The 23,893-nt window shown below is 74.0% G+C and carries 29 protein-coding genes and 1 pseudogene; 9 read left to right on the forward strand and 21 right to left on the reverse strand.

The window, feature by feature from the left end; all coding sequences use genetic code 11:
* Positions 1-401 precede the first annotated feature (401 nt).
* Positions 402-1,019 (forward strand): diaminobutyrate acetyltransferase, encoded by a 618-nt coding sequence (gene ectA, locus M3185_RS15730; RefSeq protein WP_251334617.1) that lies wholly within the window; start codon positions 402-404, stop codon positions 1,017-1,019.
* 12 nt (positions 1,020-1,031) lie between these two features.
* On the opposite strand, the gene M3185_RS15735 is transcribed toward ectA, so the two are convergent.
* Together M3185_RS15735 and ygiD are read right to left on the reverse strand one after the other, a co-directional pair.
* Positions 1,032-1,754, reverse strand: a complete 723-nt coding sequence (locus M3185_RS15735) for a hypothetical protein (RefSeq protein WP_251334618.1) — start codon at positions 1,752-1,754, stop codon at positions 1,032-1,034.
* Between the two features lie 382 nt (positions 1,755-2,136).
* The gene (gene ygiD, locus M3185_RS15740; RefSeq protein WP_251334619.1) at positions 2,137-3,015 is read right to left on the reverse strand and encodes a 4,5-DOPA-extradiol-dioxygenase; all 879 of its coding nucleotides are present in this window, start codon (positions 3,013-3,015) and stop codon (positions 2,137-2,139) included.
* A 420-nt stretch (positions 3,016-3,435) separates the two neighbouring features.
* Here ygiD and M3185_RS15745 point away from each other — a divergent pair, with 420 nt between their 5' ends.
* On the forward strand, positions 3,436-3,876 hold the full coding sequence (locus M3185_RS15745) for a hypothetical protein (RefSeq protein ID WP_251334620.1): 441 nt from the start codon (positions 3,436-3,438) through the stop codon (positions 3,874-3,876).
* A 72-nt stretch (positions 3,877-3,948) separates the two neighbouring features.
* On the opposite strand, the gene M3185_RS15750 is transcribed toward M3185_RS15745, so the two are convergent.
* The 12 genes and pseudogenes from M3185_RS15750 to M3185_RS15800 all read right to left on the reverse strand — a co-directional run bounded on the left by M3185_RS15750 (position 3,949) and on the right by M3185_RS15800 (position 12,900).
* The gene (locus M3185_RS15750) at positions 3,949-5,382 is read right to left on the reverse strand and encodes an alkaline phosphatase PhoX (RefSeq protein ID WP_251334621.1); all 1,434 of its coding nucleotides are present in this window, start codon (positions 5,380-5,382) and stop codon (positions 3,949-3,951) included.
* Between the two features lie 127 nt (positions 5,383-5,509).
* Positions 5,510-6,352, reverse strand: a complete 843-nt coding sequence (locus M3185_RS15755; protein ID WP_251334622.1) for a phosphatidylinositol-specific phospholipase C/glycerophosphodiester phosphodiesterase family protein — start codon at positions 6,350-6,352, stop codon at positions 5,510-5,512.
* 209 nt (positions 6,353-6,561) lie between these two features.
* Complete coding sequence (gene nagB, locus M3185_RS15760; RefSeq protein WP_251334623.1) at positions 6,562-7,371, reverse strand: glucosamine-6-phosphate deaminase; 810 nt, start codon at positions 7,369-7,371, stop codon at positions 6,562-6,564.
* A 230-nt stretch (positions 7,372-7,601) separates the two neighbouring features.
* Positions 7,602-8,180, reverse strand: coding sequence for a GNAT family N-acetyltransferase (locus tag M3185_RS15765; RefSeq protein WP_251334624.1), 579 nt, complete (start codon positions 8,178-8,180; stop codon positions 7,602-7,604).
* Between the two features lie 224 nt (positions 8,181-8,404).
* A complete protein-coding gene (locus M3185_RS15770) occupies positions 8,405-8,647 on the reverse strand; it encodes a hypothetical protein (protein ID WP_251334625.1) in 243 nt (80 codons plus the stop codon).
* Between the two features lie 614 nt (positions 8,648-9,261).
* Positions 9,262-9,423 (reverse strand): hypothetical protein, encoded by a 162-nt coding sequence (locus M3185_RS15775; protein ID WP_285859989.1) that lies wholly within the window; start codon positions 9,421-9,423, stop codon positions 9,262-9,264.
* Between the two features lie 154 nt (positions 9,424-9,577).
* Positions 9,578-9,718 (reverse strand): annotated as a pseudogene (locus M3185_RS17570) (maltose acetyltransferase domain-containing protein); the annotation flags it as partial.
* Between the two features lie 520 nt (positions 9,719-10,238).
* The gene (locus M3185_RS15780) at positions 10,239-10,463 is read right to left on the reverse strand and encodes a hypothetical protein (RefSeq protein WP_251334626.1); all 225 of its coding nucleotides are present in this window, start codon (positions 10,461-10,463) and stop codon (positions 10,239-10,241) included.
* A gap of 64 nt (positions 10,464-10,527) precedes the next feature.
* Positions 10,528-11,124, reverse strand: a complete 597-nt coding sequence (locus tag M3185_RS15785; protein ID WP_251334627.1) for a biotin transporter BioY — start codon at positions 11,122-11,124, stop codon at positions 10,528-10,530.
* Positions 11,125-11,153: 29 nt separating this feature from the next.
* Positions 11,154-11,783, reverse strand: coding sequence for an energy-coupling factor transporter transmembrane component T family protein (locus tag M3185_RS15790; RefSeq protein WP_251334628.1), 630 nt, complete (start codon positions 11,781-11,783; stop codon positions 11,154-11,156).
* The gene (locus M3185_RS15795) at positions 11,780-12,541 is read right to left on the reverse strand and encodes an energy-coupling factor ABC transporter ATP-binding protein (protein WP_251334629.1); all 762 of its coding nucleotides are present in this window, start codon (positions 12,539-12,541) and stop codon (positions 11,780-11,782) included. Before M3185_RS15795 ends, M3185_RS15790 begins: the two co-directional genes overlap by 4 nt.
* Positions 12,542-12,600: 59 nt before the next feature.
* Positions 12,601-12,900, reverse strand: coding sequence for a CHY zinc finger protein (locus M3185_RS15800; protein ID WP_251334630.1), 300 nt, complete (start codon positions 12,898-12,900; stop codon positions 12,601-12,603).
* A 253-nt stretch (positions 12,901-13,153) separates the two neighbouring features.
* On the opposite strand from M3185_RS15800, the gene M3185_RS17475 reads away from it, so the two are divergent.
* Positions 13,154-13,687 carry a TetR/AcrR family transcriptional regulator C-terminal domain-containing protein gene (locus tag M3185_RS17475; RefSeq protein WP_251334631.1) on the forward strand — a complete coding sequence of 178 codons (534 nt, stop codon included), beginning with the start codon at positions 13,154-13,156 and terminating at the stop codon, positions 13,685-13,687.
* A 74-nt stretch (positions 13,688-13,761) separates the two neighbouring features.
* Here the strand turns inward: M3185_RS17475 and M3185_RS15810 are convergent, their stop codons facing one another.
* A complete protein-coding gene (locus M3185_RS15810; RefSeq protein ID WP_251334632.1) occupies positions 13,762-14,244 on the reverse strand; it encodes a hypothetical protein in 483 nt (160 codons plus the stop codon).
* Positions 14,245-14,476: 232 nt separating this feature from the next.
* On the opposite strand from M3185_RS15810, the gene M3185_RS15815 reads away from it, so the two are divergent.
* Positions 14,477-15,148: a haloacid dehalogenase type II gene (locus M3185_RS15815; protein WP_251334633.1), complete on the forward strand. Its 672-nt coding sequence runs from the start codon at positions 14,477-14,479 to the stop codon at positions 15,146-15,148.
* Between the two features lie 276 nt (positions 15,149-15,424).
* Positions 15,425-15,871 carry an ester cyclase gene (locus M3185_RS15820; RefSeq protein ID WP_251334634.1) on the forward strand — a complete coding sequence of 149 codons (447 nt, stop codon included), beginning with the start codon at positions 15,425-15,427 and terminating at the stop codon, positions 15,869-15,871.
* A 177-nt stretch (positions 15,872-16,048) separates the two neighbouring features.
* Here the strand turns inward: M3185_RS15820 and M3185_RS15825 are convergent, their stop codons facing one another.
* The 6 genes from M3185_RS15825 to M3185_RS15850 all read right to left on the reverse strand — a co-directional run bounded on the left by M3185_RS15825 (position 16,049) and on the right by M3185_RS15850 (position 20,400).
* Positions 16,049-16,945: a dihydrodipicolinate synthase family protein gene (locus M3185_RS15825; RefSeq protein ID WP_251334635.1), complete on the reverse strand. Its 897-nt coding sequence runs from the start codon at positions 16,943-16,945 to the stop codon at positions 16,049-16,051.
* 94 nt (positions 16,946-17,039) lie between these two features.
* On the reverse strand, positions 17,040-17,942 hold the full coding sequence (locus M3185_RS15830) for an EamA family transporter (protein ID WP_251334636.1): 903 nt from the start codon (positions 17,940-17,942) through the stop codon (positions 17,040-17,042).
* Positions 17,943-18,002: 60 nt separating this feature from the next.
* The gene (locus M3185_RS15835) at positions 18,003-18,743 is read right to left on the reverse strand and encodes a B3/B4 domain-containing protein (protein WP_251334637.1); all 741 of its coding nucleotides are present in this window, start codon (positions 18,741-18,743) and stop codon (positions 18,003-18,005) included.
* A complete protein-coding gene (locus M3185_RS15840; RefSeq protein WP_251334638.1) occupies positions 18,736-19,341 on the reverse strand; it encodes a helix-turn-helix domain-containing protein in 606 nt (201 codons plus the stop codon). Before M3185_RS15840 ends, M3185_RS15835 begins: the two co-directional genes overlap by 8 nt.
* A gap of 188 nt (positions 19,342-19,529) precedes the next feature.
* Positions 19,530-19,799, reverse strand: coding sequence for a hypothetical protein (locus M3185_RS15845; RefSeq protein ID WP_251334639.1), 270 nt, complete (start codon positions 19,797-19,799; stop codon positions 19,530-19,532).
* Positions 19,786-20,400 carry a nitrilase-related carbon-nitrogen hydrolase gene (locus M3185_RS15850; protein ID WP_251334640.1) on the reverse strand — a complete coding sequence of 205 codons (615 nt, stop codon included), beginning with the start codon at positions 20,398-20,400 and terminating at the stop codon, positions 19,786-19,788. The genes M3185_RS15845 and M3185_RS15850 overlap by 14 nt, the downstream gene beginning before the upstream one ends.
* Before the next feature lie 49 nt (positions 20,401-20,449).
* Here M3185_RS15850 and M3185_RS15855 point away from each other — a divergent pair, with 49 nt between their 5' ends.
* From M3185_RS15855 to M3185_RS15870, 4 genes are all read left to right on the forward strand, one after another.
* On the forward strand, positions 20,450-21,367 hold the full coding sequence (locus tag M3185_RS15855) for a LysR family transcriptional regulator (protein WP_251334641.1): 918 nt from the start codon (positions 20,450-20,452) through the stop codon (positions 21,365-21,367).
* Between the two features lie 236 nt (positions 21,368-21,603).
* The gene (locus M3185_RS15860; protein WP_251334642.1) at positions 21,604-21,876 is read left to right on the forward strand and encodes a hypothetical protein; all 273 of its coding nucleotides are present in this window, start codon (positions 21,604-21,606) and stop codon (positions 21,874-21,876) included.
* A gap of 227 nt (positions 21,877-22,103) precedes the next feature.
* Positions 22,104-22,526: a hypothetical protein gene (locus M3185_RS15865; RefSeq protein ID WP_251334643.1), complete on the forward strand. Its 423-nt coding sequence runs from the start codon at positions 22,104-22,106 to the stop codon at positions 22,524-22,526.
* A gap of 597 nt (positions 22,527-23,123) precedes the next feature.
* Positions 23,124-23,744, forward strand: coding sequence for a dihydrofolate reductase family protein (locus tag M3185_RS15870; RefSeq protein ID WP_251334644.1), 621 nt, complete (start codon positions 23,124-23,126; stop codon positions 23,742-23,744).
* The last annotated feature ends 149 nt before the right edge of the window (positions 23,745-23,893 follow it).

The following is a 23,893-nucleotide window of genomic DNA, read 5'->3' on the forward strand; positions in this document are numbered from 1 at the left end:
CGCCCCCCCCCCCCCCCCCCCGCCCCGGGGGACTTGTCCAGGCGGCCCTGCCCGTCACGGTCCGCACAGGTGCCCAGGCCCGAGCGCGAGCCGTCCCCTTCCGGACCGGCGCAGCTCCTGGCCAGGGGCGCCTGCTTCGCCTAGGGTGAGCCCCAGGTCGAGCAGTGGCCGCCAGGACTTCGAACCCGAAGAAGGTCACTGCCATGGACCATGGTCCTTCCGACGTCGCTCCGGTCGATGTCGCCGGAACGCGCGCGAAGCCGCCCTCCCGGGGCCTGCTGGGGCACCACCCGCGGGCGGAGGACCGCTCCCTGCCGTCGGGGCCGTCCCGACCACCGCACCCCCGTGACCCGGAGCAGGTGCGCGGGCCCGCCGGCTCGTACCGCAGCTGGTGGAAGGCGATGGCACGGCGCATCGGCGACCGGCCCGCCGCCGGCGAGCCGCCGGCGGCGGTGCTGTCCGATCCGGGGCGGGACGGCACCGGTCGACCCCGCAGCGGGGAGGCGCCGTGGCCGCCGGTGGTGCTCCGCCATCCCACCGTGGCCGATGCCGGGCACCTGTGGCGCATCGCCAAGGAGTGCCACAGCGTGGACCTCAGCGTCTCCTATGCGTATCTGCTGTGGTGCCGGGGCTTCGCGCGGACCTCGCTCGTGGCGGAGGAGGACGGCGCCGTGGTCGGTTTCGTCCTGGGACACCGGCGCCCGGACGCACCCGAGGTGCTCCTGGTCTGGCAGGTGGCCGTGGCGGCCCGGGCGCGGGGGCGGGGCATCGCCGCAGGCCTCGTCGACGGACTGATCGACGCCGTCGAGCTGTGCACCGCCGTGGAGACGAGCATCCGTGACGACGACCAAGCCATGCAGCGGCTCTTCCGGTCCGTGGCCGGTGCGCGCGGCGCCCAGCTGGTGCTCTCGCCCGCGCCGGGCACCGCCGCCCTCCCCGACGGGCACGACGCCGAGCGGCTCCACCGCATCACGCGTCTGCGCCGGTCGTGCCCACCCGTCCTGCACGCCTGCCCGTGAGCGGGCGGTGGCTCACTCGTCGATCTCCTCGGCCTTCGCCTCCCAGGCGGCATGGGCGTCCCGGGTCTCGGTCGGCCGGTGGGTCTCCCGCAGGGCCCTGAGCGCGGCGTTGCGCTGCTGGACGAGGGACTCCGCGGCGGCCCTCGTGGCCGCGTCCTGACGGATCTGGGCCCGCGTGGCGGTGACGGTGTCCATGATGACCTCCACCCCCCTGCCCCCGCCCTCCAGGTAGGCGAGCCGGACCCCCCGCTCCCGGTGGAACAGGTACCGGTCACTGGTCTGCCCGAGGCCGGTGTCGAACTCGTCGTCCGTCAGGTCCGAGATCATCGCCGCCACCCGGTCCAGGCGGGCGTCCACCTCCGGGAGCTGGTCGTGCCGGCGGGCACCCGCCCGCAGGGCCCACACGGACCGGCCGTGCTGCCGCAGCCGGTCCACGTCCCAGTCGGCCTTGGGCACCACGGCCAGCGTGCGGGGGATCAGCGAGACGTCCCGCTGCTCCGCCTGGTCCGGGACGGGCCGCAGCTGCCACCGGAGCCAGGCCGTGCGCATGTCCTCTTCCCCGGCCCGCCGGGCTTCCGCCACCACCTCCTGGTCGGCTCGCGCCCGGGAGGGGTCCTCCTCCCGGGCGGTGGTCTCCCCGGCCGTGCCGATCCGGGCCTGGAGGGCGCCCACCAGCACCCACATCACCCAGGCGACGAGGGCCAGCACGACCACGGCCTCAGCGATGATGATCATGGACGGCAGCAGGCGACGAGGACGGGACGGCCGGCGCCGTCGATGCTCTTCTCATAGCGGATCCCCCGAACACTGTGATCACTCAGGCAACCAGCGCAGCCGCTCTCATGGGGTGGCGAGCTCTGCGGCCAGTTTATCGCTCCCCCGTCCGGATGCGGCCTCCGCATGCCCCCTGCCTCTGCCCGCGCCCGGGCCGCTCCACGGCGCCCCGCTGTCGTCCCGGAAGGCCTGCCGGACCCACGTCCCCGGCGGGTCCGGCCACCGGTCCCCCCAGAGGGGAGCGTCTTGGTCGTCGTCCTGCGACCCCGCGGAGGGCCTCCGCGGGAACGTCCTCCTGAGTGGACGCGCACGGGGCGGGAGCCGATGCCATCCCCGCGCGGGCTCAGATGTTGGAGGCATCCGGGGGCAGATCCGCCGGGGGCCGGGACGACCCGCCCTGTCCCGTCCCCCCGGGGCAGTCCGTCCCGAGCGTGTAGGCCGTCATCGACAGGGACCCGTAGGAGTAGCCGTCGACGAGCACGCGGGTGTCCGCCGCCCCGGCCGCCCCGGCGAGGCCGGCCAGGTAGAGCGAGGGAATGAAGTGGTCCGGGGTGGGCACCGCCTGGCGCCAGTCCCGGTGGGCGTCCAGCGCCGCCAGCTCGGTCGGGACGGAGAGCATGCGCTCCTTGGCGTCCTCGTTGAAGCGCCTCGCCCAGTCGTAGCCGTCGTCGGCGAGCTTCCAGTTCATGCCGCCCAGGTTGTGCACGATGTTGCCGCTGGTGATGATCAGCACCCCGGCCTCGCGCAGCGGGGCCAGCTGGGCACCGAGCTTCAGGTGGTAGTCCAGCGGCTTGTCGGCGTTGATGCTCATCTGCAGCACCGGGATCGAGGCGTCGGGGAAGGCGTGCACGAGCACGGACCAGGTGCCGTGGTCGATGCCCCAGCTGTCGACGTCGGCCCCCACCCAGGTCGGGTGGACGGTGTCGCTGATCTCCTCGACCAGGCCCGGCAGCCCGGGGGCGGGGTACTGCACGTCGAACAGCTCCTGGGGGAACCCGTAGAAGTCGTGGATCGTGCGCGGGGCCGGCATGGCGGTGACCGCGGTGGCGTTGATGTACCAGTGCGCGCTGATCACCAGGATCGCCCGCGGCCGCGGCACCGACTCCCCGAACGCTCTCCAGGCGCTGGTGTACCGGTTGGTCTCCAGGGCGTTCATCGGGTTGCCGTGGCCGAAGAAGGCCGCGGGCATCAGGATCTCGGAGGTGGTGTCCTGCAGGCTCATCGTGGCTCCTCCGCACCAGCTCCCGACGGAGCCCGGCCGTAGTGGGTCGTTGCGGTCATCCTGCCGTGCTCGTCCCGTCCTCGCCAAGGGCCGGTGCCGGGGACGGCCGGAGAGGCTCCGCCGCGCGCAGCACCGGCGCCGCGCGGGCGTGCGGAGGGCGGGCCCGGCGGTGGCCGGCCGGGGTGGGCTTCGGGTGCTGGCCGCCGGGACGGCGACCGTGTCCGGTGGCCCGGGACCGGGCGGGAGCGGTTCACAAAACGCACAAGCACGGCCGGCCATGGCGACCGGCACCGTCCCCGCCCAGAATGGAGGGGGCCGGGGCGCCGCGCCCGAGGCCGGCGCCCGCCCCTCGACGCCCCTCGTGCCCAGCACCCCGACGCCCAGGGCCGCACGGCGCCCACCAGGACAAGGAACCCGCCCATGACGCCCAAGCTCTCGGTCCTCGTCCAGGTCGACCCCGACGGGAGGCACGTGACCCTGGCCGTCACCGGCACGCTGACCGAAGCCCACCAGCCGGTCCTGCCATCACTGGTGGAGCAGGCCCGCACCGCCTTCCCCGATGCGAGGCTCACCGTGGATCTCCACCAGGCCCAGCTGCACGGAACGACCGCGATCGGGCTCCTCGCCCGCGACCTCCGGTCCGGGGTGCCGGGGAGCGGATCCGTGCGGATCACCGCCCCGGGCCGCCCCGGGTGGGGCACGTCCGTCCGCGGACGATCCGCGCTCCCCGCCGGACGAGGTCAGCGACGCGGAGCGCCCCGGTGGCTCCGCCCCTCGGCCCTCCTGCCCCGGGCAGACGGGGCCGGGCGGCGCTCCGGGGGAGCGCCGCCGACCGGGGCGGGGCCCCGGGACATGCGCTGACCGGGCCGCCCCGCCGTCGCGGGCTCCGCCCCTCGACGCGGGATTGGAGCCCGCGACCGGCTCAGGACCGTGTCACTGGGCCTCCCCGCCCGAGGCGGCGTTGGAGGGGCGGGTCCACGGCCCGGTGATGGCCAGGGTGAAGCCGGGGGACTGGATGTTGGCGAACAACCACTTCCCGTCGTGGGAGAAGGCCGGGCCGCAGAACTCCGAGTTGTTGTACTCGTTGCGCGCCATCGGGTAGGACTTGCCCTGGTCGGTGACGCCCACCAGGTGGGAGACCCCGGAGCCGTCCTCGGCCAGGATCAGCCCGCCCTGCGGGGCCACGGTGATGTTGTCGGGCCCGTCGAAGTGCCCGTCCTGGGCGGGGTCTGGGTTGACCCCGAAGATGGTGCTCAGCGTGACGGTCTCCGTGGCGGGGTCGTAGAGCCAGACCTGGCCGTCGTGCTCGTGGACGGACCCGTCGGAGGTGCGGGCGAAGCTGGAGACGAACCAGGCCCCGCCGTCGGCCCACCACTGGCCCTCGAGCTTGCGGGCCCGGGTGACCTGGTCGTCGGTGAGCTGCTTGCGCACCGAGGTGGTGCGGGCGTCGCGGTCCGGGACGTCGGTCCACCGGACCTTGTAGCGGGTCCCGATCCGGGTGGCCTCGGAGAGGTCGCGGATGGGCGTGTCGCCCCGGAAGCACTGCATGGCCTGCAGCCGCCCGGCGGTGTCCCCGCCCGGTGCCTGGGCGAGGGTGCGCAGGGCGTCCTTGCCCGGGACGAAACCGGACGGCGGGCTCCAGCGCAGGTAGAGGCCGTTGGGGTTGGAGGCGTCCTCGGTGAGGTAGATCTGCGTGGTGGCCGGGTCGATCGCCACGGCCTCGTGGGAGTAGCGGCCCAGGAACTTCAGCGGCACCGCGGACTTGCCGAGGTTGGCCTCACGACCGGTGGGGTCGACCTCGAAGACGTAGCCGTGGTCCTTGGTGTTGGTGCCCGTGCCGGCGCGGGCCTCGGTCTCCTCACAGGTCAGCCAGGTGCCCCACGGGGAGATGCCGCCGGCGCAGTTGTTGTTGGTGCCGGCCACCGAGGTGTACTGGTCGACCCGGTTCCCGTCGGCGTCCACGACGAGGGTGGAGGTGCCGCCGATGGCTCCGGGGTCGTAGGTCAGCCCCTCCACGGCAGGGACCGGGTGCGGTTCCCTGCCGCTGTTCTCGTGGTTGCAGATCAGCACGGACCCGCCGTCGGGGCCGTCGAACACGCCCATGCCGTCGGGGTCGGAGGGGTGGGTGCCGTCGGCGGTGGGGGTCTGCCCGGAGCGGGCCAGCAGCTTGTAGGAGAAGCCCTCGGGCAGGGCCAGGATGCCCCTGGGGTCGGGCACCAGGGCGCCGTAGCCGACGGCGTTGCGGGTCGCGGCGTTGGCCGGACGGGCGAAGGGGGTCAGGCTGCCGGCGCCGGCGAAGGCGAAGCCCAGGGCGGCTGCGCCGGCACCGGTGCCCAGGAAGCCGCGGCGGGAGAGGGGGGTGGACACGGAGGTGCTCCTCATCGGTGGGGGGGTGTTCGCGTACGGAGGCCCGGGGACGCCTTCGCAACGGTGGTGCGTGGCCGGCGCCCAGGCCCGGTCGGTGGGGCTGCCGGGGAGAGGCGCGGCAACCGGTTCAGTTCGCAGGTGCGGAGAGGAACTCCTCGAGCCCTTCGAGGTCGTCGGTGTTGATGTGGTCCACTCCGGCCGCGCGCAGCTCGGTCCACAGCTTCTCGCGGGCCGGGCCGGCGAGGTCGTTGGTGGCCCAGAACCGCACCCGGTAGCCGGCGCCGTGGGCCTGCGCGACGTAGGCGCGGAGCCGCTCCCGCTCGGCGGCCGGCATCTCGCCCGCCCCCTGCCAGGTGAACAGCCTGGTCCAGTTCTCGCTGATCAGCGGCATGAGCCCCGGGTCCAGTCCCTGGCCCAGGTCGGTGGAGCGTCCGTCGTAGAAGGAGTACCGGGTCTCGGCGGCCTGCATGTCCGCCAGGGGGCGGTTGCCGCTGATGACCGCTTCCACGGCACGGTCCCTGATCTGGCCGTCCTGGTAGCGGGTGATGAACTTCCTGTGCTCGGCCAGCTCCTCCTCCACGGCGGCCCAGGTGTCCGCCCCGCCGCTCTTGAGGTCGATGAGCAGCTGGAAGTCCCCGTCGTAGCCCGGGTAGAGCTGCTTGCCGTTCGGGGAGACGAGCTGGGCCAGCGGATCCAGGTAGGCCTCCTCCAGGGTCGGGGCGTCGGCCAGCTCCCAGGAGTCGTGGGCCACCCGCAGCTCGCCGTCCACCAGCCACACATCGGCCTCCACGGAGGTGAACCCGTGCTCGAGCGCGTCCAGCAGCGGCCGCTCGTGCTCGTAGTCGTTGTGGGCGTGGGCCTGGGCCAGCGGCTCGCCCAGCTCGACCTCGGCGGCCGCCGCCGTCTGCGGGACGGCGAGCGAGACCGCGACGGCGCCGCCGGCCGTCAGGGTGCGCAGGAACAAGGTCATGAGGAGGTCCTTCCACGAGGCATCGGGAGCGCCCTCACCGTGCAGGCCCTCGGTGACCGGCGGCCCTCCGCCGCGTGACGGTGCGGCCAACAGCCGACGAACCCCGAGGGCGCCTCCCGCCCGCGGCCTGTCCTGCCGGGGACCGCCCGGATCCTCTGCGCTTCACCGGTCGAGCCCTCAGGACTCCGTGGGAGCCGTTGCCGGCAAGGTCATGAGCACGGCGGGTCGTCGAGTGACCGCTGCTGCTCCGCGTCGCCCCTCCCGGCCACGTCGGGGCGGCGGTATCCGCCGAGCGTCAGCCCGCTCGCGGCGGCCTCGTCCAGCACCACCGTGGTGTGTGGATGGAACTGCAGCACCGAGGCCGGGCACCGGGCCGCCACGGGGCCCTCCACCGCCGCGGCGACGGCCGCCGCCTTGCGCTGCCCCTGTGCGACGAGCAGCAGCTGCCGCGCCTCGAGGATCGTGCCGAGCCCCTGGGTGAGGCAGTGCGTGGGCACGTCGTCGGAACGGTCGAAGAAGCGGGCGTTGTCGGCGCGCGTCTGGGCGGACAGCGCCAGCGCCCGGGTGCGGGAGGACAACGACGACAGGGGTTCGTTGAAGCCGATGTGGCCGTTGGTGCCGATTCCGAGGATCTGCAGATCGATGCCACCGGCCGCGGCGATCGCCTGCTCGTACGCCTGGGCGGCCTGCTCCAGGTCCGCCCCGGAGCCCTCCGGCACGTGGACGCGGTCGGCCGGCAGGCCGAGGGGGCCGGCGACCTCCCGCTCCAGGTACGCGGCGTAGCTGTGCGGGTCGCCGGGTGCGAGCCCGACGTACTCGTCCAGGGCGAAGCAGGTGAGGCGTGCGAGCTCCAGCTCCCCTTCCCTGCGGCGCCGGGCCAGCTCCCGGTAGATCCCGACCGGGGAGGACCCCGTGGCCACGCCGAGCACGGCGTCGGGTTCCCGGGCGATCCGGGCGGCGACGACGTCGGCCGCGTACGCGGCGACGTCCGCGGCGCTGGGCAGGATGACCACGTCCATTCCGGGGTTCCTCTCGTCGGCTGGAACACCATTGTCCGCCGTCGACGCCCGGGCCCGCGGCGATGCCGGGCCGTGCTGCCGGTGGTGGGCACCACGCGCCGCACGGCGTCCGTGTACGCCGAGGAGGGCCTGCGCGTCAACGCCGCGGTCCTGCCCTCCGACGACGGGTGGTCCGCCGTCCGATCCACGCCGCTGGGACCGCTGGGAGCAGTGCGTGGTGAGCCGGGGGGCTAGCCCTCGGCGGCGTCGACGGAGCCGGGGGCCCTTCTCGTCCGCGAGGGCTGGACGAGCGGGCGCTCCATGACGACGTCGTTCTCCTGGCGGTCGCCGATCGTGAAGCGCCGCCGCCCCACGACGGTGAAGCCGTGCTTGGTGTAGAAGGTGATGGCGCGGGCGTTGTCCTGGTTGGTGCCCAGCCACATCGCGCGGGCGCCGCGGTCCCGGGCGGCCTTCGTGCACGCGGTGATCAGGCGTGCGGCGGCACCGGTGCCGTGGTGCTCGGCGGCGACGTAGCACTTGCTCAGTTCCGCCGCCGGCCGCGCGGCGACCGCGCCGGCGACCTCCGGATCGGCGGGGTCCCCGAGCACGACCATCGCGTAGCCGCGCAGCGTCCCGCCGGTGTCCTCCACGAGGACCACCCGGTGGGGATCCTGCAGGTACTCGGTGAAGCGGCCGGTGGAGAGGAACTCCTCGATGAACGCCGCGACGGCCCGCTCGCCCAGATGCGGCGGGCACGCGAGGGGGAAGGTGCCGGCGGCCAGCTCGGCCAGGGCGGGGACGTCGGCGGTCAGGGCGGGGCGGACGGGCACGGGGGTCCTTTCGACGGCGGAGGGGCTTGGAACAGGATGCCTGCTCACCGGAGCCGCCGCACACCGGCGCGGCCGGTGCGGGCTTCCCGCCGTGGGCGCGGCCGTCCCGAGCTGCACACGGCCGCAGTGGGCCGTACCTCGTCCAGGAGAACATGCCGGCCGGGCGCCTGCTCCTCGAGCACTGCTGCGGCGCCCCGGCGGCGATCGACGGCGCGCCGATGGACTCAGTGGACGCCGGAGAGGTCTCGGCGCACGTGCAGGGCAGGAACGGCCTCGCCGCGCGGCGCGAGGGCACCGGCGAGTTCGTCGAGGCCCAGGCGCTGTCCCCGGCGGGCACGTTCCTCACCCAGGGCCCCGGACCCTGCCAGGACCAGGCCGCAGAGGACCATCAGCGCGGCCCACCGGCCGTCCACGAGGACGACGAGGGCGGCGCCGGGGAGGAGCGCCAAGCAGCAGGTGGCGGTCAAGGGCGAGGTCCGGGGACCGCGGGTCATGATGCCTGTCGGGGGTGCCTGCGCTCCCACGATGGGGCACGGGAGGCGGCAACGGCGGCAGCGATCCGCCACGTCGTTCGTCGATCCACCGGGCGGGGCAGGAGTACGCCGCCGGGTGCTGGATGCGAGGAGGCCGCCGCGACCCGGCGGCGCCGGGCACCGGTCTGGGACGCTGGGCCGCCGAGACCCTCCCTCCTCCTGCGGAGGGCGGGTTCTGCGTCGCCGCCAGCACGGGCCCGGACGGCGGACGGTCCACGAGCACGACCACGGATGTCGGACCGGGGTGCGCGGTCACCACGGCCCGCGCCCCGACGGGCGCCGGAGCCGCCTCCCGGACCGGCCCCGCGCAGTCGACGCCGGGCGGTGAACAGGGGGCCTGCGGTGCCGGGAACTGCCCGGCCGCTCCGGTGGCCACGACGACCTTCCTCGGCGCCTCGGCCGAGGCCCCGTCCGAGACGATCACGGTGCAGGTCGAAGCCGACGCCGGGGAGTTCTTCCGGGGTGTCTCCAGCTCCCCCGCGAGCGCCCCTGGACGACCCGTCCCGGCCGGCCCCGGACGGTTCCCAGGCCGTGCACGGGCGCCGGGCTCAGGCTCCCGTCGCGCCGGAGGTCGCCCGGTACGCCGCGCGGTCCTCGTCGATGATCGGCCGCAGCACGCGGCACGGGTTGCCCGCGGCGACCACGTCCGGTGGCACGTCGCGCGTCACGACGCTGCCCGCCCCGATCACCGCGCGGGCACCGAGGGTCACGCCCGGGCCGAAGAGGACGAGGTCGCCGGTGGTGACGGGCGCGGCCGAGGATCGCGCGGTCGTGGTCCGCGCAGGCGCCGCTGCCCATCGTGATCTGGCTGCCGCAGTCGCACCGGAACGAGGGCTCGAGCCACACGTGCTCCCCGACCGACCCGAGCAGGGTCCGCAGCAGCTCCGCGCGCCGGTCCTCGGCGCCGGGGTGGGCGCTGTTGTCCTCGTGGAGGGCGCGCTTGACCGCCGCCCGTTGCCGCGTGAGCTCGGGGCCGCGTGAGCGGCAGGTCCGCCCCGCGACCATCCGCTGCCTCTCCGCTCGTCCGCCCGTGTGTCCGTCCGTGCCCACGGGCACTCCTTCCGGCCTCGTTGTCCGCCGCGACCGTCGCCGTCGGCCACGGGCGAGACCCCGCGGTCGACGGCTGCGCCGGTTCCGCCCCGGTGGACCGGTGCCGGCCGGGAGTTCTCGTGGTCGAGACCGGAGGATCGGCGTGGGCGCTGCTGCGCCGGAGGATCGTGGCCCCGGTTCCGCCAGGGAGCCGAGCGATCAGGCGGGCGGGTCGGCGTCGTCGAGCGCCCTTCCCGCCGCGTCGGACCGTGGCATCGGCCGACCACCGGCTACGACAGGTGGGCGTGTGCTGCGTCGGAGCGGGACCTTGTCGAACAGGGCCGCCGCCGTGCCGATGCCCCCGGCGGAGCTGATCACCGCCAGTAGCAGGATTGCCTCGGGCAGGGCCTGCGACCGCGAGAGCAGGCGGAGCACGGACACCGGTCCCGGGAGCCGCCGCAGGCGTGGGCGAGGGCCAGAGCACCGCCGTCGGCGTTCAGCACCGCTTCGTCGAGCCCGCGCAGGCCGGCACCTGCCCGGCGAAGGCCGCGTTGACCTCGACCGCCACCAGATGCCCCACTGCCGGCTCCTGTTCGTGCAGCAGCGCCCGGGCAGCTGCGGCGTGCGGCTCGCGCCGGCCCAGCCGCTCGCTCCCGCAGACGACGGCGGGCTCCGGCGGGTGCTCCTCGGCCCAGCGCGACACGCGGTCCGGAAAGGGCATGTCCTCGCCCTCGGTGGGCTCCCGCCGATCAGCCGTCTGCAACCAACCCAGTGACCGGGTACAGCTAGCGGGCGGCCGTCTGCACCCCGCCCAGGAGGCGGCGGTAGCTGCGGTGGATGTTGGTGGCCACCAGGGTGGCCACGACGGCCTTGAGGAGGTCCCCGGGGATGAACACGAGCGCGCCCAGCGCGGAGGTGGACAGGGGCAGGCCGGTGACCACGGCGGTCCAGGGGATGCCGACGGCGTAGATCACCCCGATGCCGCCCACCACGGTGGCGGTCAGCACGGCGGCGAACCGGGCCGTCGTGCCGGGGCGGCGGATCGCCCAGTGCTTCACCAGCAGACCGATCACCAGTGCGGCCGGGATCCACCCGGCCAGGTAGCCCCCGGTGGGGCCTAGGAGCACCCCGAGCCCGCCGCGGCCTCCCGCCAGCAGCGGCAGCCCGGCCAGCACGAGGACCTCCAGCACGACCACGGCCAGCATGCCCCGGACCGGCCCCAGCAGCGCCCCGGCCAGCATCACCCCCAGGGTCTGGAGGGTCAGGGGCACCGGGATGATCCCGACGGTGATCGGGGGCACCAGCCCCAGGGCGGCGATGAGGGCGGCGAAGAGCGCCACGAGGACGGTGTTCTGGGTGCTCTGGGGGTTCTGGGCGGGCACGGGGGCTCCTTCGGGAGAGGGGTCAGGGGTCAGTCGGCGGCGGGTGGGGCGGTCGCCCGGGCCGGCGGGGTGGAGTCGTAGCAGCGGGCGTCGATGGCGGCCGCGATCTCCTGGGCGGACTCCAGGGTGCGCACCAGCAGCGGCACGAGCACGGCCACGGGGTGGTGGTGCAGTCCGCGGGCGAACTGTGCCTCGCGGATCTGCAGGTACTGGGTGCGGATCTGCGGGATGAACCGCACGGTCATCGACAGCGCCAGGCTCATCTGCGCCGGGTTGGCCCCCAGGTGCCGGGTCGGGGCCAGGAGGATCTGGAACAGGGCCAGCATCGCGCTGAAGGGGGTGGACAGGGTCACCGCGCAGGCCAGCAGGCACAGGCTCAGCAGCCGCAGGCCCGCCACCGCGGCAGCCTCCCAGCCGGTGGTGTGCACCAAGGTGGCGACGACGATCCCGACGATCAGCACCAGCCCGCCCAGCATCCGCCCCAGTCGGGCCACCGGGGTGCGGGTCAGCAGCACCGCGACCACGGCCGCAGCGCAGGCCACCACCTGGGCGCCCAGGTGGGCGGTGGCGTAGAGGGCGAGGCTGGCCAGGAAGAGCACGGCGAACTTGTACCCGGCGCCGATGCCGCTCAGGGGACTGGTGCGCTGAGCGTTGTTCATCGGTCGCTGAGCTCGCAGTAGTACTCCACGGCCTCGGCCGGGGTGCTGTCGAGGGCGATCCGGCCCTCGTGCACGACCAGGGCCCGGTCGTAGTCGCCGATCATCTCCAGGTCGTGGGTGACCACGATGGCCTGCTGGTCCAGGGTCTCGATGGTGGCCTGGAGCCGGCGGCGGTTGCGCCGGTCGAGCATGGTGGTCGGTTCGTCGAAGACGATGGTGGCCGGGTCCATGACCAGCACCGAGGCCAGGGCCACCAGCTGCTTCTCCCCGCCCGACAGCGCGTAGGACTCCCGCTCCCGCAGATGGGCGATGCCCAGGCGGTGGAGGATCTCCTCGACCCGGGCCGTGAGCCGGTCCCCGCGCAGGCCCAGGTTCTTGACCCCGAAGGCGATGTCCTCGGCCACCTGGGGCATCACGATCTGGTTCTCCGGGTGCTGGAACACGAACCCGACCTGCCGGCGGATGGCCTTGGCGTCCTCGGCGGTGGTCAGGTCCCCCACCCGGACCGTGCCGCGGTCGGGCAGCAGCAGCCCGTTGAGCAGGCGCACCAGGGTGGACTTGCCCGAGCCGTTGAGCCCGATCACCGCGATGCGGTGCTCCTCCAGGACCAGGTCGATCCCGGCCAGCACCTCGGTGCCCTCCCGGGTGACGGACACCCCCGACAGCTCGATGCCCCGGCGCCCGGGCCCCGACGGCGCCGGGGGTGCCACGGGCTTCTCGCGGCGCGACGGCCTCCCGGTCGAGTGCTTGATCGACACCTCGTGGATCCTCTTCTCCTGGGGGTGGGCACCGGCACGGGTGCGCGCCGGTGGGAGTCCTACTGGGCTTCCGCCTGGAAGTACAGCTGGGCGTGGGAGCGGCATCCCGGGTTGAACGGCGCCGCGCACCGCGGACAGGCGTCCACCGCCAGGTACTCGTTGATCGCCAGCTCTGCCTTGCAGACCCCGCACAGGACCGCCGCGGTGCCGTACTCCTCGATCGGCCACTGCACCGCCGCATGCCCCGCGCTCTCCTGGTGGCACAGGTGGCAGGGGTAGAACTCCTGGCAGCACCGGAACCTGATCGCCACCACGTCCAGCGCCGTGCGGTAGTGGACGCACCGCGTCTGGTCGTCCACAGGACGGCCCAGGACTCTTCGCACCGTCACCTTCCCTCGGCCTGCCACGAGCCGCCCCCCTGCGCTCGCCCCGGGCGAGGGCTCGGCCCCCAGAACAGCGTCGGCTAGGCCGGAAGCTCATTGAACACCGTTCAATTATTGAACAGTGTTCAAACCGGTGTCAACGTGCTCCGCGCATGTCCTCCGTCGCCAGGGCAGCCGCCGGGGCCCGCCATAGACTGGACCGGTTCCCGCGTTCGAGAGGAGGCGTCCCGTGGCCCTTACCCGCACCGCCGTGGTCGACGCGGCGTGGGAGCTGCTGCGCACCTACGGGCTGGGGGATCTGACGATGCGCCGGCTGGCCCGGGAACTGGGCGTGCAGCCAGGGGCACTGTACTGGCACGTGGCTGACAAGCAGACGCTGCTGTTGACCCTCGCAGAGCGCATGCTCCAGCCCGTGGCGGGAAAGGAGAGCCCCGCCGAGATGGTGCGCGCACTGCGCCGGGCCATCCTCCAGGTGCGTGATGGCGCAGATGTCGTTGCGGTCGCCCATGCGGTGGCGCCCGAGGCACTTGCTCCCACCTCGGAACTCGCAGCACTGCTCCGCACGGTCGGCCTCGATGACGACGACGCCCGCCGCGGTGCGCTTGCCCTGGTCCGCCTCACCCTGGGCTGGGTCGCAGCCGAGCAGACTCGGACGTCGATCGCCGGCAGTTCGACCGAGCGGGACGCCATGGAGGAGCAGGACTTCGAAGCTGCCCTCGACGTGCTGCTGCGGGGTCTGAAGGCAGACCGGGAGATCGATTGAGACGGAGTCGACGCGGGTCTTGGAGAGGGACGCAGCAGTTCCTGCGCGGCGGTCGGCGGCCGCAGACGACCGTGTCACGACCCCGCGGGCCCGGCCACCCCGACCGCAGACCATGGCAGCCGTTTCCCGGCCTGCTCGTGCAGCGCAGCCGCGTTCCAGATCCCGTCGTCGCAGGTGGGGTACGGGCGGGTGACCGAGGCCAGGTCCCCGGTGGACGGACCGCGGTGGACGGCCAGCGCGAGCTCCCCGATCGACTCCCCGGCGCGGGGCCCCGCGACGGTGCCGCCCAGGATCCTCCCCTTGGGGTCGAGGACCAGCCGGGTGGAGCCGGCAGCGTCGTCCTCGGTGATCGCCCGGTCCAGGTGGACGTGGTCGGCGGTGCGGACGGTGGTGCCCGGCCCGTCGGCGGAGGTCAGGCCCACCACGGCGATCTCCGGATCGGTGAAGGCGACCTCGAGGACGACCTCGCTGGCGCGGACGGCGTCGTAGTCGTTCCCGCCCGTGGCCGCGGTGCGGCGGTCGCCGCGGGCGGCGGCCACCAGGGTCCTGGAGGGCACGCACCCGGTCCACAGGCAGTCCCCGCCGGTGCGGGCCGGTGCGGGCCGGTGCGGCCAGCCCCACGGTCGCGCCCCGCCGGGCGGCCGTGGGGGACCCGACGATGCCGGCGGTCCCGCCGTGGTGGTGGACATGCAGGAGAGGGCCCGGGGACCGAGGTGAAGGACGCGTAGGCTCGGGCACACCGACCCGCCACGACGTGCGGGGCCCGCGAGGAGACGACGAGGTGGGACCGTGGCCAGCGCTGTGGATGTGATCGTGTTCGACGTCAACGAGACCCTGTCCGACATGACGCCCCTGGGGCCGGCGTTCGCCGCCGCCGGGGCTCCGGAGCACCTGGCGACCACCTGGTTCGCCGGGATCCTCCGGGACGGCTTCGCGGCCACCGCCGCCGGGGGCAGCACCGCCTTCGCCGACATCGCCCGGGACAGCCTGTCCCGTCTCCTGGCGGAGGACGGCGTGCCGTCCGTGGCGGCGGCCGTGGAGTCGATCATGGGCACGCTCACGACCTTGGAGGTCCACCCCGACGTGGTGCCCGGCATCGAGGCCCTGCACCCGGCGGCTGAGCTGGTGACGCTGAGCAACGGTGCGACGACGGTGGCCGACACGCTGCTCACCGGAGCCGGGATCCGGCAGCGCTTCTCCCGTCTGCTCAGCGTGGAGGACGCCCCGGCCTGGAAGCCGGCCCGGGCGGCCTACGAGTATGCCGCGGCTCGGTGCGGCACCGCGCTGGAACGGATGCTGCTGGTGGCCGTGCACCCGTGGGACGTCCACGGGGCCCGTGCCGCCGGGATGCGCACGGCCTGGCTCAACCGCTCCGGCACCCGGTACCCGGCCTACTTCGCCCGGCCCGACCTCGAGGCCCCGGACCTGCCCTCCCTGGACCTGGCCTCAGTGCTCGGCTAGCCGGCGAGCACGCTGGACCGGGGCCCGGGCACAGTCCGCACAGGCAGAAGCTGCTGCCTGCCGACCACCACACCGCCGCATCGCGCCGGGCGATGCGCTCCCGCCCGGCGCCGCGCCCGGGGAGCCCCAGCTGCCGCGTCACGCAGGCGCCACGAGTGTCACGCAGACGTCGGCCAGGACAACATCCGATGACGTGCTTGAAGCGCGCGGTTCCCGCCTCCTACCGTCGAGGAGAACCCCGTATCGCGCAGGCCGTCAGGACAGGGAGCAGCCACCGTGACCACCACAGCACCGGCAGGACATCGGGAGACCATGCGGCAGTGGTCGGAGGCCTTCAACGCCCACGACGCCGTGGGCGTCGCGTCCCTCTACGCGGAGGACACCCTGGTCGTCCACCCCTCCTACCCGGAGCCGCTGCAGGGACGCAAACCCGTCCAGGACGACACCCGGGCCTACATGACCGCGATGCCCGACGTGACGAGCGAGCTGGTCCGCGTGGTCGTCGACGAGGACTGCGTGGCCGCGGAGATGACGATCTCCGGCGTGCACGCCGGGCCGCTCGTTCTCGCCACGGGCAAGCTGCCGCCGACCGGACGCCGGCTGCGGCTCCCGGTGGCGTTCTTCTGCCGCTTCGGGGCCGAGGGCAAGGTCGTGGAGGAACACCGGTACTACGACGCGGCCCACATCCTGCGCCAGCTCGGGGACGGACAGCGTCTGCGCTGACCGGCCTGTGGCAGGCAGCCGCTGTCACGGACCGGTGGAGGCGGAGCTCCCGCCACAGGGCGCTCTGCGGGGCCCGGGGCGGCCACGACGGCGACGACCGACGAGACGCAGGTTCCGCGGCCAGGACGCAGCGCGGCGACGTTGCTCCAGCACTTGTCCGGGCCGGGAACCCCGGCCTCAGTGCTGGTCGAGCCCGAGGTCGTCGACGACCCCGGCCACGCGGGCGCGCCGTTGCTCGTCCAGCCCCTGGATGGGCAGCGGCAGGCACCCCCGCGGAGCCAGTCCCAGCCGCTCGGCGACGGCGGCCACGACCCGCAGGCTCCCGAACTCGGCGAAGAGCTGCCACAGCGGTGCCAGCCGCTCGGACTCGGCCGCCGCCTCGTCGGTTCGCCCGGCCAGGGCGGGCCGGGTGATGCGCAGCGCCAGGGCCGGCAGGGTGCCTGCGACGACCGAGTACCAGGCATCGCAGCCGGCGGCCAGTCCGGCGGCCGCCGTGGCGTCCCCGGAGACCCCGATCGTCACGTGGTCCGGGATCACCGCTCGGATCTCCTGGAGCCGTGCTCGTGCGCGCCGCGGGTCGGCGGGGACGCCGGGGATCTTGATGGAGGCGATACCGGGCAGTTCCGCGATGCGCCCGTAGAGCTCGGTGCTGAAGGCGAAGTGGGTGGTGCCCGGGTTGTCGTAGACGACGACCGGCAGCGCGGTGTTCTGGGTGACGGTGCGGAAGAGCTCCACCACGTCGTCGTCGGTGAGGGGCTGGTACGTCATCGGCGCCAGCAGCACCCCCGACGCCCCGGCGTGCTGCGCCTGCTCGACGTTGGTGAGCACGTGCGAGGCCCGCAGCGCCCCGACACCGACGACCACCGGGATGTTCCCGGCGTGCTCCACCGCCAGTCGGGCGACGCGGCTCCGCTCCTCGGCGCTCAGGTAGGCGTAGGAGCCGGTGGATCCGAGGACGGTGATGGAGTCCACCTGCGCCGCCGCGAGCCGTTGGACCAGGCGCACGAAGGCGGCCTCGTCCACCGCATCGTGCGCGAGCGGGGTGAGGGGGAAGGCGCTCAAGCCGGTGAACATCGTGTCATCTCCTGTCGTGGTCGACGGCGGCAGCCAGGGCGGCAGCCCTCCCCGCCGGGATGGGGCCGCCCCGGCGGCAACGGGGGGGCCTCCCCTAGCCGATGGGGTCGAGGGCGGCGTGGACCTCGGTGGGTTCGGCGGACCGTGGGCGGCGGCCGCCGCGCTGTGCGGCCGCCCCGGCGAGGACGACGAGCAGGATGCCGGCGATCTGGGTGGCCGAGGGCTGCTGGTGGAGCACGAGCAGCCCCAGGAGCACGCCGAAGGCAGGCTCCAGGGCCATCAGGGTCCCGAACGCGGTGGGCGTCATCTGGCGCAGGGCGAGCATCTCGAGGGCGAACGGCAGGACGGGGAGCAGCAGGGCGAGCCCGGCCGCGGCGGCGAGGACGCCGGGGGTGATGTGCCCGGCGGCCTGCGGGATGCCGATGACCGCGGCCGTGGCGGCCGCGATGGGCACGGTCAGGGACAGCGCGCCGATGCCGGTGAAGCGGTCGCCGATCCGCTGGGTGAGCAGGATGTAGACGCCCCACCCGACGGAGCCCAGCGCGGCGAAGCCGACGCCGGCGAGGTTGATCGCACCGTGCCACGGTTCGGTGAGCAGGACGACGCCGACCAGCGCCAGGGCGGGCCAGACGAGCGCTCGGGGACTGTGGGTGCGCACGGCGGCGACGGTCAGCGGGCCGAGGAACTCGATGGCCACGGCGGTGCCCAGCGGGATGCGCTCGATCGCGGCGAGGAACCCGGTGGTCATCACCCCGGTGGTGACGCCCAGACCCAGCAGCGCCGGCACGTCGGACCGGCGGACATCGCGCAGCGGAGGGCGGGCCAGGGCCAGGAAGATCAGTGCTCCGGCGCTGAGCCGCAGCCAGGCGGTGCCGGCCGGGCCCACCGTGGAGATCAGGCCCACGGACAGGGCCGAGCCGAGCTGGATCGAGAGCATCGCCGCCACGGCCAGCCCCCAGGGGGGCACCCCGGCGGTGGAGGGGGAACGGGGGGTCATGGCCGACTCCCCCGGGTGCGCCGGCCACCGGGGATGGGCCCCGAGGGGTGGATGAGCATGTCAGTCTCCTTGGTCGAAGGTCGTGCCGGCGGTGAACAGGCGGCGGGCGATCCGCACGTCGGGACCGAGCCGCTCCAGGTGCGCGGCGAGGTCTTCGGCGGCGGCGTGCAGTGCCTCGTCGGTCACGGGGTGGAGGGCGTCGAGGACGAACAGAGCGGTGGTGGTGTCCTCGCGCAGCTGGGTGCGGCGGCCCTGGCGCCAGTTCCAGCGCCGGCAGGTCACCCCGGCCTCGTCGCACCACACCACCTCGCCCGGTTCGGGGTGCTCGATCACCGCCTCGCCGCCGGCGACGGTGTCGAAGGGCTCCTCGCCGGTGGCCCGCAGCAGCCGGGGCGCCCCTCGGTAGCGGGCCAGGTCCTCCCCGCCGAGCGGGATCTGGTGCAGCACCGAGACCGCGTTGTAGAGATCGGTCAGCCGGTTGACCCGGGGCAGCCCGGAGGCCGCCCGGCGCAGCAGGGCCTCCAGGCTGTTGCGCGTGCGCTGGGGTTTGGCCCCGAACGCGCGGTAGACCTCCCGCCACGCGGCCACGTGCGGCAGCCGCTCCACCGGCCGGTCGTCCAGCGCGCGGCGGGCGGCGGCTTCGGCCGTCCGCAGCAGCTCCTCACCGGCCGCATCGCTGGGGCCCGGCACGAGCCCGTCGACGGCCAGCAGCACGGCACGGTAGTCCGGGCACAGCGCGAACACCGCGGCGTCGACACGGCCGCCGTCGAGAACCTGCTCCAGCACGATCGGCTCAGGCACCGGGGACCTCCGGGTGGTGTCCCGAGCCCACGCCCGGCTCGTAGACGGTCAGGCTGAACCGCGCCGTCCCGGTCCCCGGGTTGGCGTAGGCGTGGACGACGTCGCCGGGGAAGGAGACCGCGTCGCCGGCCTCGAGGACGATCGACTGCTCGGCGACCTGGACCGTGATCGTGCCCTGCTGGACCTGCAGGAGCTCCTTGGTGCCCGGGGTGTGGGCCTCGCTGCCGTGCCGGTCGCCAGGTTCCAGGGTCCAGTCCCAGAGCTCCACCACGTCCGGCGGTTCGGTGCCGGCCACGAGGATCCCGCGGCCGCCGGAGTCACTGCTCCACAGGGCGGCCCCCTCACCGCGCCGGGTGACCTTCACCGGCTTGGGCTGCGGTGGCTCCACCAGCGCCGGCAGCCCGACCCCCAGGGCGTCGCTGATCCGCAGGAGGGTTCCCACGCTGGGGTTCGTCGCCCCCTGCTCCACGTTGACCACCATCCGGCGGCTGACCCCGGCGGCCTCGGCCAGTCGGTCCAGGGTCCAGTGCCGGGACTGCCGCTCCTGCTTGACCCGGGCGCCGATGGCCGCCGCCAGGGTCGTCGTGCTCTCGTCCATGAGTGCATCATACTGCACTATCAGTGCATCAATAACGCAGCGCGCACCAGGGGCTTCTCCTCATGCACCCGGAGGAGCACGGACAGCAGGACCTCGCGGCTCCGGGAGCCGGTGCGAACTGCCGCGCGACCTCCTGTTCCGCCGGGGCCCTGGGGGCCTCCGGCGGTTCGGCGGGGTGGTCGTGGTGGTCACCGGGGGTTCGGCGGGGCGGCGGGGCCGTCCTCGGGGCGGCGGGGCCGCAGGTAGGTGCGGCCGGAGGCGTCCTTGTCCATGACGTAGTCCTGCTGGAGGTTCTGGTACCACTGCCTGGTCTGCTCGCTCGGCCGGTCCTGGCCCCGCAGGTTCCGCGGGCTGCGGGCGGCGGGGCCGTAGAAGCGCATGGCGAAGTCGTCGAACCGCCGGAAGAAGGTGCGCTTGGGCTGGGCCGGCTGGTCATTGCTGTGGTCAGGCTTGCTCATGGTGTCCTCGGGGTGAGTGCTCGCAGGGATGGCTCGGACGCTGCGCCCGAGCGGGGGCGGAGGCGGCGCCTCCGGGAATGCCGGGCGCGCCCCAGCCCGCCCGCCCCGGTGGGGCGCCGCCGGACCGGACGGCGGCTCGGGGGGTTCCGTCCACGGTGAGGGTGAAGACGTCGGGGCGGGTGTAGTGCCCGACGGTGTCGAGGTCGGACTTCGCCCGGGTCACCTCGTCCAGGTCCGCCTCGGCCCCCGGCACGCCCTCGGCGCCGCGCAACGGACCGGCCAGCACCGCCCCCCGCGGGGAGACGATGGTGGACCCCCCGCCGACCAGCGCAGCCAGGAGCTGCGTCTCGGGCCCCGGCACCGTCACGGCCGCGTCGAAGCAGCGGCGGAACAGCTTCCGCCCTGCGGCCGAGTGGGACCCCACGGTGATCCCGAAGTCCAGGCCCGTGGGGTGGCTGCCCGGCAACACCCCGGGCAGCACGATGAGCTCAGCGCCGGAGGAGGCGGCTGCCCGGATGCAGTGCTCGGCCTTGGCCACGGTGGCCGCGGTGTCGAACAGGACGGAGCCCGCCTGCACGACCGCAGCACGTACGGAGGTCATGGGAAGAAGTGTCCCCTCCCCCTCATCAAAAGGGAAACTAATATGGGCGATGATGAACATCGACGAGCGTGATTTCCGGGGTGTGGACCTCAATCTGCTGGTCACCTTCGAGGTGCTCATGCGCGAGCGCCACGTCACGCGCACCGCCCACGTGCTGGGCATCAGCCAGGCCGCCGCCAGTGCCGCGCTGGGCCGGCTGCGCCGGCTCTTCGACGACGAGCTGTTCATCCGCACCAAGGACGGGATGGCCCCCACGCCCAAGGCGCAGGAGATCGCCCCGCGCATCCGGTGGGCGCTGCGGGAACTGGCCGGGGTGCTGTTCGAGGAGGCCGTCTTCGACCCGCGCGAGAGCACCCGCACCTTCGTGCTGGCGATGTCCGACGACGTGGAGGCCCACGTGCTGCCGCCGATGCTGAAGCGCCTGCAGGGGCAGGGCCTGCAGGTGTCCGTGCTGGTGCGCCAGTCCAACCGCTACACCGTCGAGTCCCTGCTCACCGAGGGCTCGGTGGACCTGGCCATCGGAGCGCTGCCCGGGCCGGCCGAGAGCTTCCCGCGCGAGGAGCTGTTCAGCTCCGGGTACGCCTGCCTCTACGACGGGGAGCGCCTGGGCCTGGGCACTCCTCTGTCGCTGGAGGACTACCTGGCCCTGCCCCACCTGCTGGTCTCCTACGACGGCCGGCGCGGCATCGTCGACGACCTGCTCGAGGGCCGCGGGCTGCGCCGGCGCATCATCGGCTCCACCACCCACTTCGCCGGAGCCCTGACCCCCTTGAAGACCGCCGACGTGGTCGTCACCCTGCCCCGCCACGCCGGGCAGGCCTTCGCCGCCGCCACCGGCCTCACCCTCTCGGAGCCGCCGATCACCATGCCGCGGTTCACGGTGTCGATGGCCTGGACGCCCCAGCGCGCCAACGACCCCGCCCAGCAGTGGCTGCGCGGTTTCGTCCACGACTGCCTCAGCAGCTGACGCCCCTCGAGACGTGCTGCTGGGCGCCCCGCCCTCCTGCCCCGGTCAGCCGCAGCCTGTGGCGGCACTGCCTGTCGCTGGAGGTCGGGCGACGCCCACCGGGATCCATGCCGAGGGCCCGCCGATCGGCCGCCCGGCCTCCGGGCGCGGGAACCAGGTGCGCCGAAGACCATGCGCCCACCCCGTCGACGACCGCCGCCCCCGACTACGCTGGTACCGGCGGGTGGAGGGATCACATGGACGATCGGGCGATCGCCAGAGCACAGGCCCGGTTGATACGTACCGCGATCGCCGGTGCCGGTCTGGCAGTGCACGACCTGTGGCAGACGTACGAGCTCCTGGGCGGGGAGGTCGCCGAGCTGGAGGCCGACGCCTACCTGCACCATGCCCTCTACCTCCCACCCCTGCACCGGGACAGCCTCGTCCGGGCCGCCAACTACCTGATCCCCGGCAGCAGCATCCCCTACAGCCGCGATCTGCGGCCGGAGGAGTACCCGCCCGAGGTGTGACAGGCGCCACCACGGGCGGGAACGCCGGGCCATCGCCGGAGCCGCGGAGCGGGGCGCCCCGCTGCGGATGGCCGGACAGGCCGGTCGTCGTCATATTGCTCAGCCTGCCTCGATCGTCGTCGGTGCAGTGCCTACTCTGGAGCATCGCCGTCGGGGTCCCTTCCGGCCCGGCGGGGCGGTCCAGCCCCCGGCCGCCACCACCCTCCCACCGTGCACAGGAAGAAGGCATGAACACCTCTGCCTCCGGGGCTCTGGCCGTCGAGCTGCACCCCCACTCCCCCACCCGATGGATCGCCACCTACTACCCCATGGTGGTCACCCCCGCCGGTCGCTGGGCCGACGTCACCTGGACCCTGCACCAGCGCCTGATGCCCGTCATCCCCCATCCCCCGGAGCCGGCACGATGGCTCGATCTGCGCAGCCCCGATCCCGGCCACCCTGGCTACGCCGGTCACCGGGCATGGAGCGAGGCCCTGGCCGCCGGCTACACCGCGGCGCTGGCCACCTACCACGCCGAGACCGCCGAGGAGCCCCTGTCGCCCCACGCAGCACAACAGCTGCGGGCCGGCACGGTCGTCGTCCCTGCCGGACAGCTCTCGGAGTGGATGCTCGACGACCTCGAGGAGGAGACCTCGGACGTCCACGGGTGACCCGAGGTGGTCGCCGCGCCGACGGACCGGTCCAGCCGCCGGCACCGGCGCCCGACGGCGGAGGCGCTCCACCCTCATGTCGTGACCGAGCTGCTGCACGGGTGGATGACGGAGTCCCGGGCCGCCGACGCGCTCGACGAGTTCCCCGCGGACGCGCAGCGGCGCACGAAGTCCCACGGCCCCCACCCTGACGCCCCGCCCACCGGGCCGGGGAGGCCAGGTCGTCTCGTCCCGGCGCCACCAGCACGGCGTCCAGGAACGCCGGGCACGTGCGGGCTCTGGCTCGGGCTCTGGCTCGGGCTCTGGTCCACCCGACATGGTCCTGGTGGTGGCCCGCACGGCGGCAGGGATCGCGGCGGGCCGGTCGAGGGGACCGGTCCACTCCCGTGACAGGGCAGGCGATGGAGGCGGAACGTGCGGGAAGGAGCGCTCCGACTCCGCCAGGCCCGGCGCCCAGCACTCCGGCTGGGTGGCGCGGAGCATCGCGACCGGTGGGCGCGGATGGGCGGTCGCCCACCGGGAAGGGTTGACGGCCGGATTTCCTCACGCGAAGATGTGCACCCCGGATGTCGCCGGAGCACGCCGAAGGACCACACCATGGGAATCATCCAGGTCGACCTCTTCACCACCCTCGACGGCGTCTACCAGGCGCCGGGCGGGCCCGGCGAGGACCGTGAGGGCGGCTTCGCGCTCGGCGGCTGGCAGGGGGCCTACGTCGACGACGAATCGGGCGAGGCGATCGGCGCCGACGTCCAGCGTCTCGATGCACTGCTGCTCGGTCGCAGGACGTACGACATCTTCGCCGGCTACTGGCCGGGCCACGGCGACGACGACCCGATCGCCACGAAGTTCAACGCGGTGCCCAAGTTCGTCGTCTCGCGCACCCTGACCGACCCGTCGTGGGAGGCGACCACGGTGCTGAGGGACGTCGCGGCCGAGGTGCGAGCGCTCAAGGACCGGTTCGGCGAGGTCCACGTCTTCGGCAGTGGCGAGCTCGTGACGACCCTGCTGAGGGAGGACCTCGTCGACCGGCTGCGCCTCATCCTCTATCCGCTGATCCTGGGCTCGGGCAAGCGCATCTTCGGCGCCGGCACCGTCCCCGCCGCCTTCACCTTGGTGAAGCCGCCGCAGGCGTTCCCGAAGGGCGCGATCTCCCTCGTCTACGAGCGGACCGGCGAGCCGGTCACCGGCGTCGACGTCTCGCAGCCGTCGCAGTAGGCGGCCCCCGGTCGTTGCGCGTCCGGCGTCAGGATCATGCCGGCGCCTCCGGGCCGGCGGTCGTCCGGTGGGCGCCCGCGTGGTGTTCGCCGGTTCCCCGGTCGACCGTTCCCCGGACCACCGAGGCGGCTCAGCGCACTTGGCGCGGG

Source organism: Kocuria rosea, assembly GCF_023715525.1.
In the GTDB taxonomy this organism is placed as follows: domain Bacteria; phylum Actinomycetota; class Actinomycetes; order Actinomycetales; family Micrococcaceae; genus Kocuria; species Kocuria rosea_A.